The 18,002-nt window shown below is 40.4% G+C and carries 6 protein-coding genes; 4 read left to right on the forward strand and 2 right to left on the reverse strand.

Features of this window, described 5'->3' with window-relative positions:
* The first annotated feature begins 74 nt into the window (after positions 1-74).
* From I7X29_RS10375 to I7X29_RS10390, 4 genes are all read left to right on the forward strand, one after another.
* A complete protein-coding gene (locus I7X29_RS10375) occupies positions 75-1,625 on the forward strand; it encodes a glycine--tRNA ligase (RefSeq protein WP_198474509.1) in 1,551 nt (516 codons plus the stop codon).
* An 18-nt stretch (positions 1,626-1,643) separates the two neighbouring features.
* Positions 1,644-2,246: a PAS domain-containing protein gene (locus I7X29_RS10380; RefSeq protein WP_198474511.1), complete on the forward strand. Its 603-nt coding sequence runs from the start codon at positions 1,644-1,646 to the stop codon at positions 2,244-2,246.
* 128 nt (positions 2,247-2,374) lie between these two features.
* On the forward strand, positions 2,375-3,160 hold the full coding sequence (locus tag I7X29_RS10385; RefSeq protein ID WP_225883724.1) for a PDDEXK nuclease domain-containing protein: 786 nt from the start codon (positions 2,375-2,377) through the stop codon (positions 3,158-3,160).
* A gap of 4 nt (positions 3,161-3,164) precedes the next feature.
* Entirely contained in the window at positions 3,165-4,202 is a 1,038-nt protein-coding gene (locus I7X29_RS10390; protein WP_198474513.1) for a phosphatase PAP2 family protein, read from the forward strand.
* 57 nt (positions 4,203-4,259) lie between these two features.
* Here the strand turns inward: I7X29_RS10390 and ric are convergent, their stop codons facing one another.
* The gene (gene ric, locus I7X29_RS10395; RefSeq protein ID WP_009414110.1) at positions 4,260-4,982 is read right to left on the reverse strand and encodes an iron-sulfur cluster repair di-iron protein; all 723 of its coding nucleotides are present in this window, start codon (positions 4,980-4,982) and stop codon (positions 4,260-4,262) included.
* Positions 4,983-5,589: 607 nt separating this feature from the next.
* Positions 5,590-17,793: a T9SS type B sorting domain-containing protein gene (locus I7X29_RS10400; RefSeq protein WP_198474515.1), complete on the reverse strand. Its 12,204-nt coding sequence runs from the start codon at positions 17,791-17,793 to the stop codon at positions 5,590-5,592.
* Between the last annotated feature and the right edge of the window lie 209 nt (positions 17,794-18,002).

An 18,002-nucleotide genomic window follows, 5' to 3' on the forward strand; every position in this document is an offset into this window, starting at 1 on the left:
AGTACTTTTGTCCAATTATTTTTAAACTGAAACGAAACTTAATCTATTTTAATAACTGAAAATCAATTGAATATATGGAAAATACAGACGATCAATTCAAAAAAGTTGTTGCTCACGCCAAAGAATATGGCTTTATTTTCCCATCCAGTGAAATCTACGACGGACTCGGAGCTGTGTACGATTATGGGCAAAATGGCGTTGAACTAAAAAAGAATATCCGCGAATATTGGTGGCGCGCAATGGTGCAAATGAACGAGAATATTGTGGGTATCGATGCTGCTATCTTTATGCACCCTACTACGTGGAAGGCTTCTGGGCATGTGGATGCTTTCAACGACCCTCTTATCGATAACAAAGACTCTAAAAAACGATACCGCGCCGATGTGCTCGTAGAAGATTACGTAGCCAAACTCGACGATAAGATTGAAAAAGAAATCGCTAAAGCTCAAAAACGTTTTGGTGATGCTTTTGACCGCGAACAGTTTGTAACTACCAATCCTCGTGTGTTAGAATACAAAAAACGTGGCGAAGAAATATTACACCGCTTGGGTAAATCGCTTGAGAAAGAAGACCTCGCCGATGTAAAAGCCCTTATCGAAGAACTCGAAATTGCCGACCCCGAAACAGGTTCTCGCAACTGGACAGATGTGAAACAGTTCAACCTAATGTTCGGCACCAAAATAGGCGCCTCTGCCGATGCCTCTATGGATTTATACCTACGTCCCGAAACCGCTCAGGGTATTTTCGTAAACTTCCTAAACGTGCAAAAATCCGGACGTATGAAAATTCCTTTCGGTATCGCTCAAACGGGTAAAGCCTTCCGCAACGAGATTGTGGCACGTCAGTTTATTTTCCGTATGCGCGAGTTCGAACAAATGGAAATGCAATTCTTCATCAAACCAGGTACCCAACAACAATGGTATGAGTATTGGAAAGAAACGCGCCTCAAATGGCACTTGTCCTTAGGAATGGGTGAAGAAAACTATCGCTATCACCCACACGAAAAGCTCGCCCACTACGCCGATGCTGCTTGCGATATCGAGTTCCGTTTCCCTTTTGGTTTCAAAGAATTAGAAGGTATCCACTCTCGTACTAATTTCGACCTCGGTAACCACGAAAAGTATTCAGGTAAAAAAATGCAATACTTTGACCCTGAAGAAAAAGTGAGCTATACTCCTTATGTACTCGAAACTTCTATCGGGCTCGACCGTATGTTCCTTGCAGTATTCTCTAACTCATTGCAAGAAGAAGCGTTAGAAGGAGGAGATACTCGCACCGTATTGCGCTTGCCTTTTGTGTTGGCACCTACCAAAGTAGCCGTATTGCCATTGCTCAAAAAAGACGGACTTCCAGAAGTTGCCGAACAAATCGTGAACGAGTTAAAATACGATTTCAATGTAGCTTACGACGAAAAAGATGCTGTAGGTCGCCGTTATCGCCGTCAAGATGCGGTAGGGACACCTTTCTGCGTAACCGTTGATCACCAAACTTTGGAAGACAAGACCGTTACCTTACGCCACCGCGACACTATGGAGCAAGTGCGCATTGCCATCCCTGAATTGCGCGCTGCTATTGCCAAAGAAGTGGATATGCGCAATTGGCTGCACAAATTAGATACAAAGTAAGAGATAAGAGGTAAGAAAATGATTGAAAATCCAACGATTAAACGCCCTGTGCCCATAGACGAAGAAGTGTTGTGGGATAAAACCACTACCCTGATGAGTCGTACCAACAAGCACGGACATATAATGGAAACCAACAAGGCATTTCAGGAAGTATCAGGCTATACTGAGGCTGAGTTATACGACCAGCCTCATAGCCTTATCCGCCACCCCGATATGCCCAAAGTAGTTTTCAAAATATTGTGGGAAAACCTCAAAGGGCATAATAATTTCCACGCTATCATCAAGAACCTCTCTAAAAGCGGGCGCTATTATTGGGTGATTACTAATTTTGAAATAGTACGCGATGAACACGATGAGATTACTGCTTTTGTATCACACCGCAAGGCATTGCCTCAAGCACTCATCAGCGAGCATATAGCCCCTTTGTACGAGCGTCTTTTAAAGATAGAAAAAGCCAATGGTTTGGAAGTAAGCGAACGCTATTTCAACGGCTTTTTAGAAGACCGTAAAACTACCTACGATGCTTTCATTCGCCAATTGCTCAAAGAAAACGCTGAAGAAATCAAAGCCTTCTACAACAACGAAAACACTGATAGTTTTTTGAATGATTTGATTCGATAACCTAAAAAATATCAGTTGATTATAAATCAGCAGACGCGTCTGCTGATTTAGACATACCTAAATCGTCAGTCGCGACTGACGATTTAGCTGTTACAAACACTTCTATTAAAATTGAGGAGTTAGAACAATTGTTATCTTCAATTCGGTACTCACAAGTACCAAATTACAAAGAATGGTTTGTCGAGGCTTTCTTAAACATCGGTTTCTCGCATCATAAACTTATTTTAACAACAGTAAAAGATTTAGAAGAGCGAATATTCTACATAGAATTATCTATAAAAGAACAATTATCATTTCGAGCCCTACAAAAAGCCATTAAAGCTGATGAGTTTCACCATAGAGGTGTTCTGCCTAATAATTTTATACAAACACTTCCTTCAGCCCAACAGGCACTCAAAGCTGTGAGTATGTTTAAAGACTCCTTATTGGATTTCATCAATGTTGAGGAGTTGGGAGTGAGAGATGTTGAAGATATAGATGAACGTGTAGTAGAACAACAGATTGTACAAAACGTAAAACAGTTTATAATGGCTTTTGGCTATGATTTTGCTTTCTTAGGCAATCAGTTTAGAGTAGAAGCCTTAGGACATACACATATTATTGACTTATTGTTTTACCACCGTGAACTTGCTTGTTTGGTAGCTATTGAACTGAAAACAGGTGATTTCAAAACAGCTTATTTAGGACAAATGAATGGCTATTTAACTGTATTAGACGATTTCGTCCGCAAACCTAACGAAAATCCCAGCATTGGTATTATCCTTTGTCGTAAAGCTGACCAGCCTTATGTGCAATATATTGTTCGCAATTACGACAAGCCAATGGGGGTTGCTACTTTTAAAACAGCAGACGAAATGCCTGAAAAATTGCGTAAAACCCTCCCTCCTATTGAAGAATTAAAGAAACTTTTATAAATAAATGAAATACTTTTTACTTTCCCTGTTTCTCTTTCCCCTCTCCCCTACTATAGCACAGGAAAACGACTCTATTCCACAAGCTACATTGGATAGCATTGCAAATGCTTTGCAAGGCTCACACCCATCTGAAGCAGATTTATCAGGCAAACAATATAAAATCAATGATAATCTAACCTATGTATACCAAAAACCGCGTTTTGTGGATATCTTCAACAAAATACCACGCAACATAGGTAAATCGGCGGTGGAGATGGTGTCTAAACCGAATTATCCTTACGGATTGGCAGCTATTGGTGCTACTGCTGCTCTTATCCCTGCCGACCCTTGGCTCATTAGAGAGAGTAGAAATTTGGGAGAGAATTTAGGACTAAATGAAGCACATACCTATAAGAAGTTAGGTTTTTTGAAGATTATTCCTGCCGATGTAAACTCAGCAATGTATTTTATTGGCAATGGTACGACTTTTATCATTATCAGTGGGGGGATGGCTACTTATGGTCTTATCACAGGTGATTATCGTGCCAAAAGTACTGCTATGCAGATATTAGAAAGCATCATTGTATCGGGGGCATTTGTACAACCTATCAAGCGACTTACAGGGCGCGAGAGTCCGTTTATAACCGCAGGCGATGGGCGTTGGCACAGTCAGTGGACATTTGCTCCCAGCTTTAAAGCTTACCAAGAGGATACCCCTATGTATGACGCTATGCCCTCTGGACACCTCACTACTGCAATGTCGGCACTCACAGTGATTGCCGAAAACTACCCCGACTACAAATGGATAAAGCCCGTAGGTTACACAGCCTTAGGTTTGATGTGCTACGAGATGATGCAAAGTAAAGTACACTGGGCTTCCGATTACCCTATCGCCCTATTTGTGGGCTATATCACTGGTAAAACGATTGCTAACAGACGCATTACTAAAGTAAAAACAGAAGAAGTGAATGCTCTCAACCCTAAAAAATATCATTGGGAATTCAGTACTTCCAATACTTGGGACGGCTATCAGTTAGTAGGGGTAAATATTAAATTTAGATAAGAGGTAAGAGATAAGAAAAAAGCTGTTCAGCGGGTGCTGAACAGCTTTTTTTTGTTATTAGCCTCTTAGTTGTTTTTCTAAAGCGATGGCTTTAGGGAAAAGGATATTGTTTTCGAGGTGGATATGGCGGTTTAAATCGGCTTCAAACTCTTGGAGCATTTGATAGGTTACTTTGTAAGTATTGCAAGCGTCGGCGGGAGGTGTATAGTTATCGGTAAGTTTTACGATTTCTTCAAAACGATCACCTTCAACGCTGTGTTCTTGCATCATCATTGCTACAGGGTTCTCTACTGTACCGAAAGGTATTTCGCCAAGAGGCTCACCTGATTGTTGTTTTTTCACGAGATTTTCGATGTAAGGAAAAAGTACGTTTTCTTCTTTTACAAAGTGAGATGCAAGGTCTTGTGCACTCTCATTGAAAATACGATTGATCTCAAAAAGTTCGGGGTGGCGCTCACCGTGTACACGACATAGTTTGTCTAAGAACTGCAAGAGCATAGGGGTTTTGTCACGCACGTATTGGTGGTGGATGCGCACGATGTAGTTAGCTAAAAGGTCGAGAGGCCAATCGCGTACATCTACTTCGTTGCTATTGCCTTTAGGAAGAGCTTCTAATTCGTTGATAAGGGCTTGCTTATCTATATTTTTTTTGTCGCAAGCCTCTTCTATGGAGCGACCTCCTTTGCAGCAAAAGTCGATACCGTGTTTTTTAAATATAGCGGCAGTGCGGAAATCGTCGGCAACGATTTCGCCAATGGTTTTGTTTGTTGATATACTCATAGTGAATTAAATTTTAGGGTGCAAAGATACGAAAAGTATTTGGATAATAAAAGTGCTTAAAATCTTTTTTATTGTATTATCCTATAAAGTGCTAAAAATAAGAAGTGAAAAAGTATGAAAGACACTTTTTAACAGTATTCAATTTTTGACATTGTTTTAACATTATCTTTAGATATTTTGTAAAGGAAAAAGAATTTTATTGTATAAAAATCAATGATAGCAAGTTTTTAATATATTTTCGGCAGTTAAAAATCATTATTTTTAATAATCCTTTTAAATATTTTTAAATATTTTTTAAGAAAAAGTTTGGTAGTTCATAATTTTATTGTACCTTTGTGCCGTCAAGAAAAGGAAATGAAAGAAATAGTGACTTTTTCATAGCCATAGAAACCAAAATACAATTGTGTGTAAAAAGATAAAGCGTAAAACAAAAAGTTTTTTTCATAATTTTTATTTTTAAGTTTTCTTTTTTATTATTAAATTCAAAAAGGCTGCCTAAGAGATTGGGCGGCCTTTTTTTATAAGTAAGAGATAAGAAGTAAGAGGTAAACAAAAAAGCTGCCTTTTTCGGGCAGCTTTTTTGTTTTGTTATGATTTCACTTTATCATTAACGATAAAGGGTGAAGTTACCGTTGAAGATACGGGTATCAAACTCGTCGGTGAGTTCGACGATGTACCAATAGTCGCCAGTAGGCATATCTCTACCTTCATACTTACCATCCCAAGCTTCACCAGCTCTCAACACTTTGAGTCGGCGACCGAAACGGTCGAAGATAGTAGCGCGTAGGAAAGGATATTTCTCAACGTGCATAGGAGCCCAAGTGTCGTAAACACCATCGCCGTTAGGCGTAAAGAAGTTAGGTATCATCACATCGAAGTATTCTTCGTATATAGTATCAGAGGCTATACATCCTGAAGCATCGATTACTTGTACTTCTACTTTCTTCTTAGTTTTTCCACTTATTGGGTCTACATAATCAGGATCGGTGATTTTGAGTTCGTATACATTATTTGTATCGTAATCTTGACCGTTGAATACGTAACGATATGGTTTAACTCCATCTTTACCTTCTACTTGCAAGGTATTCACTACTGTAGTAGGGGTTCTTGTAAGTTTAAGTTTTTCAACTTTTTTCACCTCAAATGCATTTGCGAGTGTAATGCTACAAGTTTTTGAGGTTTGGGTGATAGAGTGTATATTGGTATAGATAAGCTCTATGGTTTGAGTTTGGATATTGGTATTCAAATCTGGAGGGGAGATATACCATACATTCACTCCGTTACCCCTTTCTACAAAGTTTTTAGGAGTTCCAGTTCCGTTGAGTCTATATGTTACTTTATTCACATCAACTTGGTCTTTGAAACGCACTTGTAACTGAGTATAAGGGCTATTGTTTTTACAAGAACTAATCACTTCGAGGTCTACTCTAAGATCTGGTGCAGAATCTACGGTAAACTCGTATGTAGGAGACATTGTACAACCGCCATTAGGGCTGCTATCGGTTACTTCTATTCTCCATTCACCTGCTCCAAGTCCGGTATCACGGAAAGGATTTGTAGTAGGAGTTACACTAGTTAATAGAAGGTGAGGACTATTAGTGTATTTATTCAATACTTTTATAGTGTAAGGAGGGCGACCGCCTTCTACTGTAAAGTCTATAGATCCATCAATATCGCCATAGCATACTTGCAATTCGGAGGTAGCTGAAACAATGGATACTTTTATAGGTTTAGGTTCTATCACCTCTAATTGTTGTTTTGTGAGGTTACAACCCCAAGTATCCATAATTTCATAAGTATAGAAACCTGGTGATAGTCTATCAAATTTAGGTTCATTGCGTTGTGGTCCTAATACTTCTCCTGTTCCTTCATTTAGGAGTGTATAGTAGAAGTTACCTGAACCACCTGTTACAGTACCAGATACGGTGATAACGCCATCGACACTACCTACACAAGTAGGATGTTGGGTAACAGTAACTACTGCTGCAATAGGATCGGGGTCTAACAAGGTTACACTGGTAGTACCTGAAGCTACGTTACAACCCCAAGCATCGGTGATGGTGATGTTGTAAGTAAGCGATCCACCAGGGGTACCTGTAGCACCTAACTCTTTGAACAATACGCTATCGCCATCTAAGGTAATGTTTTTCTGTTTAGTGGTAGCACCACCTTGTATATTTACTGTATAAGGAGCCCAACCACCTGATACGGTAACGAGTATTTCGCCACGGTTGTTATCGCAGGTTACACTTCGTGTTTCTTTAGCTAACACGGTAATAGGTTCGGCAGCTTCTACGAGTTCAAAGGTAGCTACAGCGCTACAACCTGTAATTGGAGAGGTTGCTTCTACTTTGTAGTGACCTGCTGGTAATCCTGTGTGAACGATAGTTCCTGATGGTGAGAATGGTCCTGGGATAGGTGTTCCTGTAGGTAATGGTGTTATCACATAGTTGAAACCATTTGCCACTTGGTCACCATCGGAAAGACGGGTATCAGTAAGCTCTAAGGTGATTTCACCTGTACCACCTTTACAAGTGATGCGTTTAGGATCTTTAGCTTCGAGCAATAGAGTGTTAGGTTCTAAGACGCTATAGTTAGCTGTAATCTCACAATTAGTAACCATATTTTTTGCTTTTATGATATAGTTACCGGGGTCGGCGATTGTAGCAGACCAAGAGAGAGAGTTGAGAATTACTGGTGAACCAACAGTTCCTGGCCAACCTACTTTTATAATGCTATACTCAATAGGTTCATTACTGTATACAGTAGTGGTGGTCAGTGTTATACTTAACACTTCGTTTTGAACACAAGTTTTTGTTTGTGTTTGGTTTACTATTAAGTTACTCATTATCAAGGTAGGTGAAATAGTTTCTACAGTAGTAGAAGCTGAACAACCATTGGTATCGTATACTTCGGCATAATAACTAGTTGCAGCAGTAAGATAATTAGGCAAAGTATAAGTATATTTAGTTATGCCATCTTCTATTTGTTGCTGGTTTACTAAAGTTCCTGAGGCTGTTTTAAATTCTACTCGAGTATATTTACCAGTACCTCCTGAGACTCCAGTGATATCAAAGTGGAGTTTAGGGTTAGTACTTTCGCCTGTAAGATAACCTTCATCATCTAATGTACATTGGTATTCCTCTTTAGTGAGTGCACCTGTTGTAACAGTTACTACATCGGGAGAGGTTACATTCACGGTGATGGTAGCTGTACAACTATATACTGATTGGGCAGAGATATAGTAATCGATTCCACCAGTGATCTTAGGTCCTGAAGGTACTCCTATAAATGTGATATAGTTCACATTGGTAATGCTTGTTACACCTGCTGGTGTGAGTCCTGTAGTTTTATCTACGATATTAAATGTATAAGGTGCGATACCCACAGGAGTAGCTTTCACACGGATTGTTGCGGTTTCGTTAGCACAAGTAGGTGTTGAAACTGAGAGTATTTCGAGTTGAGGTACTTCTGGTGCTACTACGTTGAAATCCATTATTTTTGCACATTCGGCTGAAGTACCAAAAGTGGTGGCATCGTATATATGGATGCGATAAGCTCCAATACCATAACCGGTAGGTACACTGTAAGAGGTACCTGGTACTGCAGTGCCAGGAGATACAATAGTTACGGCACGTTCGTTAGGAGTACCCTTATCGACGATTCTATACAATCCTATTTTATAGGATCCTGAACCTCCAGTAATATTTGTTACACTGATGGTAGTAGTGGCTGATCCACCGCAATACATAGGTGTATGAGAAGCCTTGTAGTTGATCATCTCATTCACTCTGAAAGTAGTACTAGTTTCGCAACCGTTGGCATCGCGGAACGAAATAGTGTAAGGCGACGCATTAGGTGCTAAGCGTATAGGCAAAGTAGTTTGGGTAGCTACTGTAATATTTTGCCAGTTAGTAATACCATCAATTTTGTATTGGTTTTGACCTATACCTACAGTGTTGAACAGTACACTTATAGGATAATCGGCATTGTCGCTACAAGCGTCGAGTACTGTTACTGATGCAATAGAAGGTTGAGGATCCATTCCTACTACTACTGTAGTATTAGTGAGACAGCCATTGGCATCTTTTATAAATATTTGCCAATTACCTGAAGGTACATCTTTAGCGACACGATCAATAGAATTTGCGAGTGCATTATCTAAAGCGTTACCTGTAGGGGCTGGAGTAGCCAAATTGTGATAGTAGTACTGGTAAGGGGCTGTTCCACCTGCAGCTTCTACTGCTATTCTACCCAAACCTACATTAGCAGGCTGTTTGCAGTTTGCTAACTTGGTTACTGTGGCTGTAGCAGTGAGCAATGAGGTAGATTTACCTATAGTAAACTCTTTGCTACCCATAGTACAGTTATTACCATCGGTAAAGAGTATAAAGTAACGACCTGCAGGAACTCCTGTAATTGTAACATCAGTTTCTGTACCTGACACTGGGATATTTCCACCTACAGGGCCTATGGTAGGATCTAAAAGTCCTGGAATGAGAGATGGTATATAGCGATAAACTCTATAGGTCAAGAGAGTTGTTCCTGCACTCCAGTTTTTCAAGTTTACAAATACTTTACCATCATTTGCATCGGCACAAGTAGTAGAAGCTGTTCCATTGATTGTTATCTTCAAATTAGATTGTGTAGGAACGTGGATGTTTGCTTCTTTAGTGAAGGTACATTGGGTATTAGCATCGTATACTATAAAGGTGTAAGTAACCCCTGGTACCAAACCAGTAAAGGTGTGTGTAGAGGCTTGTACTACTGTACCATCGGAAAGGGTAGTAGAGACTACTGCTCCACCGCGATACCAAGTGTGGCCATCAGGCATTGGTTTTACACCTCCGGTTGCTCCATAAGGTATTTGCATACCTTCGTGGTAAACAGCTATGTACTGTCCGTCTTGGATTACTCCTCCACTCTTATCGTATACTGAGATTGCTACTTCACCGCTATTTCCTGCACAACCTGTAACGCCAGTTGGGCGTACATCTAAGCCATTGGCTTCGGAATTTACGACGAAGTTGTGAGTATACTTACAACCTTTGGCATCTTCTATTACTATTTGGTAGTTACCGATGTCTAAATTGTTGTAAGGAACAATTGTGTTTTGAGTAACATTGTTTTGAGTTTGAACATCAACGCCATTTTTCACTAAAGTAAATTTGTATGGAGCTGTACCACCTTTTGTAACTACTGCTTCGGCAATTGCCAATTGGGTACCTGAAGAGGCACAACGTATAGGTGTGTGAGTAACGGTTGCTACCATAGCTGTTACTTGGGAAACTGTAAATCCTACAGGTATTGATTTACAAGAGATAGCATCTTGAATTGTAATGGTATAAGTACCAGGTTGCAATCCTGTGATATCGGCTACAGGGTGTGATTGTGTGGTGAGTCCATCGTCTACTAACAAGGTGTAAGGAGGTACTCCACCCGTTACGCTGGCAGGGTTGATGTGTATTTTACCAGTATTAGCACCTGCACAACTCACATCTTCGACAGTAGGACTTACTGTAAATGAAGGTAATACTACTTTTACTACTTGTTTATCAGAGGTAACATTACAATAGTCGCCATTAGGCATTAGGTAACGGACTCTAAAGTAGTAGTCGCCTTCTACTTTGGTTTTGAATGTATACACATTTGCTGATTGGCTCAAGGTCATACCAGTACCTACAGCGGTAGTAAATCCAGTGGTAGGGCTATGACTCCACAAGAATTCACGAGTTCCTACTCTACCGCCTGTATAAGTAATTTTATATTCGGCTTCGCTATTTGCGACACAACTCAAGGCATTTACAGCAGTTACTTGTATACGCAATGGGTTTTCGATAGTATAGGTAGTATTAGTTTGGCAATCAGCGCCATCTTTAATTACAAAGTTGTATTGACCGGCGGTAAGATTTTCGAATATATGAGATGTACCACCAGCTACAGAGCCATTTTCAAAGGTAGCACCACCATCTTTACTAAATTTATACTCGCCATTACCGTTGAGGACTTTTAGTTGCAAACGACCGGTATTATTTCCTCGGAAGCAAGGTTCTAAGTCGACTACTTCTACTTGTAAAGGTTTCACATCGGGAACCTCGAGGGTAGCGGTAGTAGTACAACCGTTCTTATCTTCCACCTGTATAAGGTAAGTACCTTTAGAGAGGTTAAAGTCGGCTTCGTTATTTACTGCGCCTTTATTAGCAGCTGGTGTTGTACCTGTAATAGGTGAGAAACTGAAATTTTTATAAGGTTTTGCACCTCCATCGCCAGTAAATCGTACAGAAGCAAAAGTATTCAAACAAGTTACAGGCGCTGTAATGGTAGCCGTAACGGTGAGTGGTATAGGTTTTTTGATTGTATAGTCGACACTTGTTTCGCAATTATGGTCGGAAGTACGACGTACAAAGAGCGTTCCGTTGTTTACTGCACTAAGAGCGGTGATTGTAGCGACTCCTTGAGTAGCTGTAAGCGGTGTAAGTGTTAATGGAGTCCAAACGGTAGCACCAGCGACGTGATATTGTACTGAGTTACCAGCGGGGTTATTGACTATTAAATAGATAGAACCATCGTCTTTTCCGCATTTTTCGTCGTAGGCAGTAGCTTGTACTGTAAATGCTCTGTTGTTATCTACTTTCACTGAGATACTTTCGGCGCGTACGGCACATAGTTTAGTAGGTTGTGAAATTACGATATCATCAATAGCTAAGTCGCTACCTATTGTAGAGGCGGCGGCAGTATTTCTAATTTCGAGTACAGCGGTATTGAATGTAATATCAGTATCGGGGAAAGTTATTTCTTTTTGTTCCCAAGCAGCCATACGTTGCAATTCACCTAATGATCGTTGTACGCCGATAGCAGGATTACCTGGGGTATATAGGCGTACCAATATGTTAGGGTTAGCACCTCCGACAAAAGTAGGTGGCAATAGGTTGAATAATTGCATTGCTACTTTTAGTTCGGTATTAGGGACTATATCTTTAATTGTATGTCTATAGATTACCCCGTTATCGTTATCTGGAGAAGTGCCGTTGATAGCTAAGTAGCGACCATCGGTAACGCCAGAGGCATCGGAAGGAGGGGTAGTTACCCAATTGGTTCCGCCAGTAGGTACTTGGCGAGTGATCATATATTGGTTATCACCCAAAGTAGTTGCGCCGGCGGCACAAGTGATAAATACTGATTGTGAGTCACAAGTATCATTACCTTTGCCAAAGTCTTCTTTGAACAAGATGTTAGGTGTGGTACCTGTAGCTGTAGCAGGAGTATAAATAGCTTCGATGCTATATACGCCTGGTGGGAGTGTAAAGACATTAGAGGTACGAGTTTCGCTAAGGGTACCGTCGTCTTTTATGATTCGATATTCGTAGTTACCTGCAGGATTAGCAGTTACGGTGAAGGTACCTTTACCTTCGCAATCGTAGCTGACTGTAGTAGCGGTAACGGTAGGGGGTACTATTGGGCGGATAGTGATAGGAATTTCGAGGGTACATTTGTTGCTATCGCGTACATATACCACACTAGCTGTAGATCCTACCATTAGTACAGGGTTAGTGCTATAGGTTACGTTGTTAGTACTATATTCGTAGCCAGTACCTGTACCACCGCTAACGTTGTTGACACGTACTTTGTACTGTGATGGAGTAGCGGTATCGCAAGAGATATCTTCGATCACACCAGCATAGGCACGCAAAGTGCTTTCTATACTGTTGATTACGATATTAGGGTTTCTATAGGTACAAGTTGCACTTGCAGAAGAACCCATTTTAATTTTTATTTCTATTTCATATTTACCAGCAGTAAGGTTATCGAAGAAACCAGTACCATTTTCGTCAATATAAGTTTTACCACCGAAGTTATCGAACTTATAGAGGGTAGTTTTTACATTTTGTATAGTGTTGTAAGTTACAGAAATCTGACCGGTATTATCGGCGAAACCACAAAGGATATCGCGTGTTTTTATGGTGTAGCCCAAGAAGCTTTCGGGATAGATTTCTACTTCGGGGGTAAGGGCATAGGCACCTGTATCATCTTTAGCGATGAAGATGTACTTACCAGGTTGATCGATATGTATATCGCTTTCGACGAAGCTAGAACCTACGGGAATAGTTGATATAAAGGCAGAAGCTGGTACGGAAGCATAGTCGGAATAGCCGTTTTGTACGATGCCGTCTATACTCCATATTGCGAATTGATAAGGGTTTTTACCGCCGGTAGCTTCAAATCGCATTGAGCGGAGGTTACATCCTTTCCAAGCTTTAGCAATAGCTTTAGCGCTAAGAGTAGTAACTTTTTTAATTTCTTGAGTTAATACTAACTTACAGCTATCGGGTAATGCAGGAGAGGTTATTTCTACAGTATAGGTTCCTGGTGTAGTAACAGGAACGCGGTACTCTAATTGAGTAGTATTGACAAAAGGCTGACCGTTTTGGTTTACTACGTTTCCAAAAGCATCTTTTAGTACATATTTATAGGTAATACCAGCTGTAGCCATTTGTACGTGGATATAACCTTGTTGATAGTTAGTAATATCGCCGTGGTCAAGGATTCTTCCGTTGAGAGAGTTAGTGAATACATCAAAATAGAATTTAGCATCACAACCTTCAGGATTAGTTACTTTCAATCGGAAATGGCCTTGTGCATTAGCGACGAAAGTACGGTTAGAATGTACATCTTCCCAAGCAGCATCATCGACATTAGGGCAGTTCAAGCTGGTAGGGTTAGAACCAGGTTTGAGTTTTTGCCATACGAAGTTGCTATTTTTAAAGTTTACTACTATATTGCGTGAGGGCTGGTTACACAAGATGAAGTGACTTACCCAAATGTTGTTATCGGCACACAAATCACCTCCGTTAGACTGCGGTTTGATAGGGTCGGCGAGGTCTTCAGGGGTTTGCAATTGTATTATCTCGGTAGTGGTATAGGTTACCCCGCCACACACTGCTATTTTTTCTACTTTATAGGTAGCTGTTTGTGTAGCATCAAAGAAAGAATCGTTGTTAGGGTTAGGTTGTAAGATGTTATTTTTATACCATTTGTATTCAAGGAAACCTGGTATAGCCTGAATGCGGAAGGTACTGATGCCAGAACCGTTGCTACAAGCTAACTCGTTACGCATACAGTTTTGTGTAGAGATAGCGATTGTTTTAGATCCTGTAGCTATTTGCTCGGGGATTGTACAGCCAGTCAATCCACCTACATAGGTGAATGAATAGGTAGAAGTGAGCAAGTTCATACAAGGTTTACCTATTTGGGTACAATCGCCATTGAGAGTGATAGGGATGAGTATGGTTCTCTCATTAGCTCCAGGGGTAAGGGTTTGTTTAGGTATATCGATTGTAAAAGTATTAGCGGTGCTAGCTACCACTGTAGGGTGGTAGATAGTTTGTTTAGCTTTACTGAAATCGGGGGTACCTATTGTGATATTGGGGTGATTAGGCAATGTAATCTGCAAGGTAGCAGTAGCGACATTGGCTGTACCTTCGTTTTTATATCTCAATCGGTAGTAGAATGTTTCGGTAAGTCCTAATTCGCGGTTGATAGGACTTCCGGAAGCATCTACATAGTCGTTATCCACTTTCATTTTTACGGCACGTGAGTTTACCACTACATTGAAAGTACAAGTAGCGGTATTTCCTGATGTATCTTTAAATACATAGGTAACGGTGTGAGTACCTATATCGAATCGTTGTCCGCTTTGGTGTGACTGGCTCCAAGTACCGATACGGCAATCGTCGGTAGCCGTTACAACACCCCAAGTAGGTACACCATAGCAACGTCCGGAGATAGCTTCAACGGTGATAGTTCCAGTAGGGCAACCTGTAATTACTGGAGGGGTTGTATCTTTAGCGAACTGAACTGTAATAGAGGCTTCACCGTTGCGATTTACGCATAAGTTAGGGTCTTGCAATTTGTAACGCACGACATATTTAGTATCGCGGGTTACGGTATCGGAGATTGTTTGAGCGAAGCCTAATTCGGTTTCGGTACCATCAGTTTCTATACGGAACCACTCGATATCGAAGAGCTGTGTAGAACCACCGAAGGTAAGATCGACTACGTCGCCGTTACAAGGGTTTGTAGAGCGGGCAACATAACTAATTCCTGGGGAGGTATAGCTATCGGTATTTACGAGGACTTCATCGGTATAGACGCCACAAGCGTGGGAAGTAGTAACTATATAGGTGCCATTGGCTACGTTTTTGAACACGTGGTTCGTAGCGGTGGAGGTAGCCCCGAAAGTTACTGTTCCTACCTGAGCATTGGTAACTTTGTTCTTAAGAGTAAAGGTAAGAGGGTATCGGATATAGTTGGGGTTTTTAATACCAACTGCTACGATACCTGATCCTGCACCAGCATTACAAGAGGTACCTACCACATCACGTTGGAGTTCTCCTGTTGGTTTTACAGTGAGATATACTCTACTTCTGTGCAAGGCTGTAGTACCGTTCATTTGAGGGTCGGATGGGTTTATGATGTCAGGAGAGTTGATCATACTATAACCATTTATCACCCCATTAGGGTCGGTAAAGTTTTGCCAATTCATTACTCCTGTATTTCCAGACTGGGCACTATCTTTCCACGTGCCTTGTTTCATACGCATATAGTAGAAACCTCTGGCTTCGAATAAGTAGTCTCCTTCAGGGAGGTTGTTAAAAGTATGATTGGGGTTTCTTGATCCAGCTACCACTATATCATAATTACCAGAGGGGCTTTTTCTATATAAGGTGTAGACAGCATCACGTATAGTTCCTATGGGAGAGGAACTTATGTCGTAAGTTATTTTTGAAGAGCCTGCACAACCTTGTTCTACTTTCACTTCATCTCTGTCGTACTGCATTGGGGTATCAAAATTGAAATCTTTGAAGGTAGTATTACCGCAGTTATCGGTAAGTGTAATGCGATAATTACCAGCAGGTAGGTCTCCAAATTGGAAGAGCCCGGTATTAGGAGGTGCTGTTTGAGGGTTGAGCAAAGTTCTTACGATAGGGAATGTATAAGTAACTGTACGCTGAGAGGTTTCGAAGGGCATAGAAGTGCGGAAATTGTAGGTACGATTTCCTGTTCCAGCTCCTGGGTCGTCTAAGTAATCGATTGATACAGTTACGGGATAGTTAAAATGCTCGGGAGAAAGCCATTTACGTACGGCTACAGTACCTTTGAACACCCCTTTATCTACCTCAATTAAATGGAATTGTTTTGCTATTTCATTGGGTTTAGCTTTTATTTCGACAATGCGTTTAGGCTCGTAGCAGAAAGAAGAACCATCTGCTTTTTTAGCTTTAAACTTGACCATATAGTAACCATCGGGCAATCCGGATAGGTCGGCATAGTTTTCGTTGAGCCAAATTACGTTTCCGCTTTCATTTGACCATTTAGAAGTATCGGTTTCGTCCATTTGATTGGTAGTATAAGCGTTATTCCAACCGGGGAAGCCTGTACCTATAAATTTATATATTTCGTAATAATATCCTGCACCTGAGAAAGAAGCGTCAGGGTGCCATTTGCCTACTAAGCCGTTATACCAATAATAAGTGCCAAAATTTAATGTTTTGGTAGGATCATCGGCATCAGGCAAACGGACGGAGCGCCAATAGTTATCGACGTATAAATATCTTTGAGTAGGGTCGGTACATAATTTTGAAGGGTTTACGTTCAAGTCTGAACGGTTTAGAGCTTCAATCACTTTTGAACCAGCATTATCTCTAAAAATAGCGTGATCAGTATAAGCTGGGCTACTTGCAGTATTGTTTATAACATTTAAGATACTTCCATCGAGTTTAAATTTTCTTTTAATAGGGTTTTTTCCTATATTTACTATTATTTCTACTATATCGTTTTCTTGAAACACATAAGGGGTAGTGAAAGATGAAGAATTAGCTATCTGAGCTCCACGCCAGGCCATATCAAAAGTAGAGGCTATGGGATAGGAAGCAATGAAATTTCCTGCTGAATCGTAACGTTTTACGAATACAGCATTAGAAGTTTTTATTTGATTTTGGAAGTTAGAAAGTGTTACATTATCTTTACGAAGCAACTGAAAAGAAAGACCTATCTTACAGTTTTCATTCATTCGTATGCCTGAATTAAGGAAATTGAGTTCTAAATCTAAGCAGGCTAAAGAGAGAGAGGGTTGGAGTATGGTGATATTGGTTTTATTGGTATCTCCACAGTTAGGGACTCCTCCGGCTAAATCTTCTACAGAGAGTTCATAGTCACTACCGACAGTGATAGGGTGAGTTGCTCCTCCTTGAATAGTAATAGGTAGAGACTGAGAAGCGGTAGTTTTGGTATGGTTACCACTATATATTAAGGTGCCCCCTTTGGTGAGTTTTACTACAAAAGGGCCTTTGGCGCCGGGCTGGATAGTAAAAGCGACACTTCCATCATTACCTGCACCGGTACAGCTTGGGGGGTTAGATTTTAGAGTATTTGCTACAAATAGGGGTGGTACATAGGTAGAAGTAATGGTTATCACCTTTGGATTTGTAGATTTTTTATTAGTAGCTACTTCTATCATAGTAACGGTATAGATACCGGCTTTGAGAGTAGTAAATTCGTAGCTATCTTTACCTGTTACACCTATTTCGAGAGGCCAGGTACGACCTGTTGGGTCGTTAGGGATATCCAACTTCACTTGCAACTTAGTGCCTGTAGGCCCCATACCTACAGGTATGGACACTTTTATTTTACCATCAGAACTACATTGGCCATTTTCACCAATGGCTGAGAAGTTGTTTAAGTTCAATGCTTGGGCACTGAGCCCACCCATTGCCATAAGTAGTAAGAAAATTGTTAGAAAAAACTTTTTCATAATGCTATAAATGCTATTTTGAAACGATAGTACACAACGGTACTTTAATGCACAAAAGTACACATTTCCAACGAAACTGCAAAATCTATTTTTGTTAAATGTTAAAACTAATAGGGTGTTTATAAGGGGCTACCTTTATTTAATTAATGCAGCAACAATTATACAACTGTATCATTTATAAACAAATAGCATATAATTAAACTTTCTTA

Source organism: Capnocytophaga periodontitidis (genome assembly GCF_016126015.1).
GTDB lineage: Bacteria > Bacteroidota > Bacteroidia > Flavobacteriales > Flavobacteriaceae > Capnocytophaga > Capnocytophaga periodontitidis.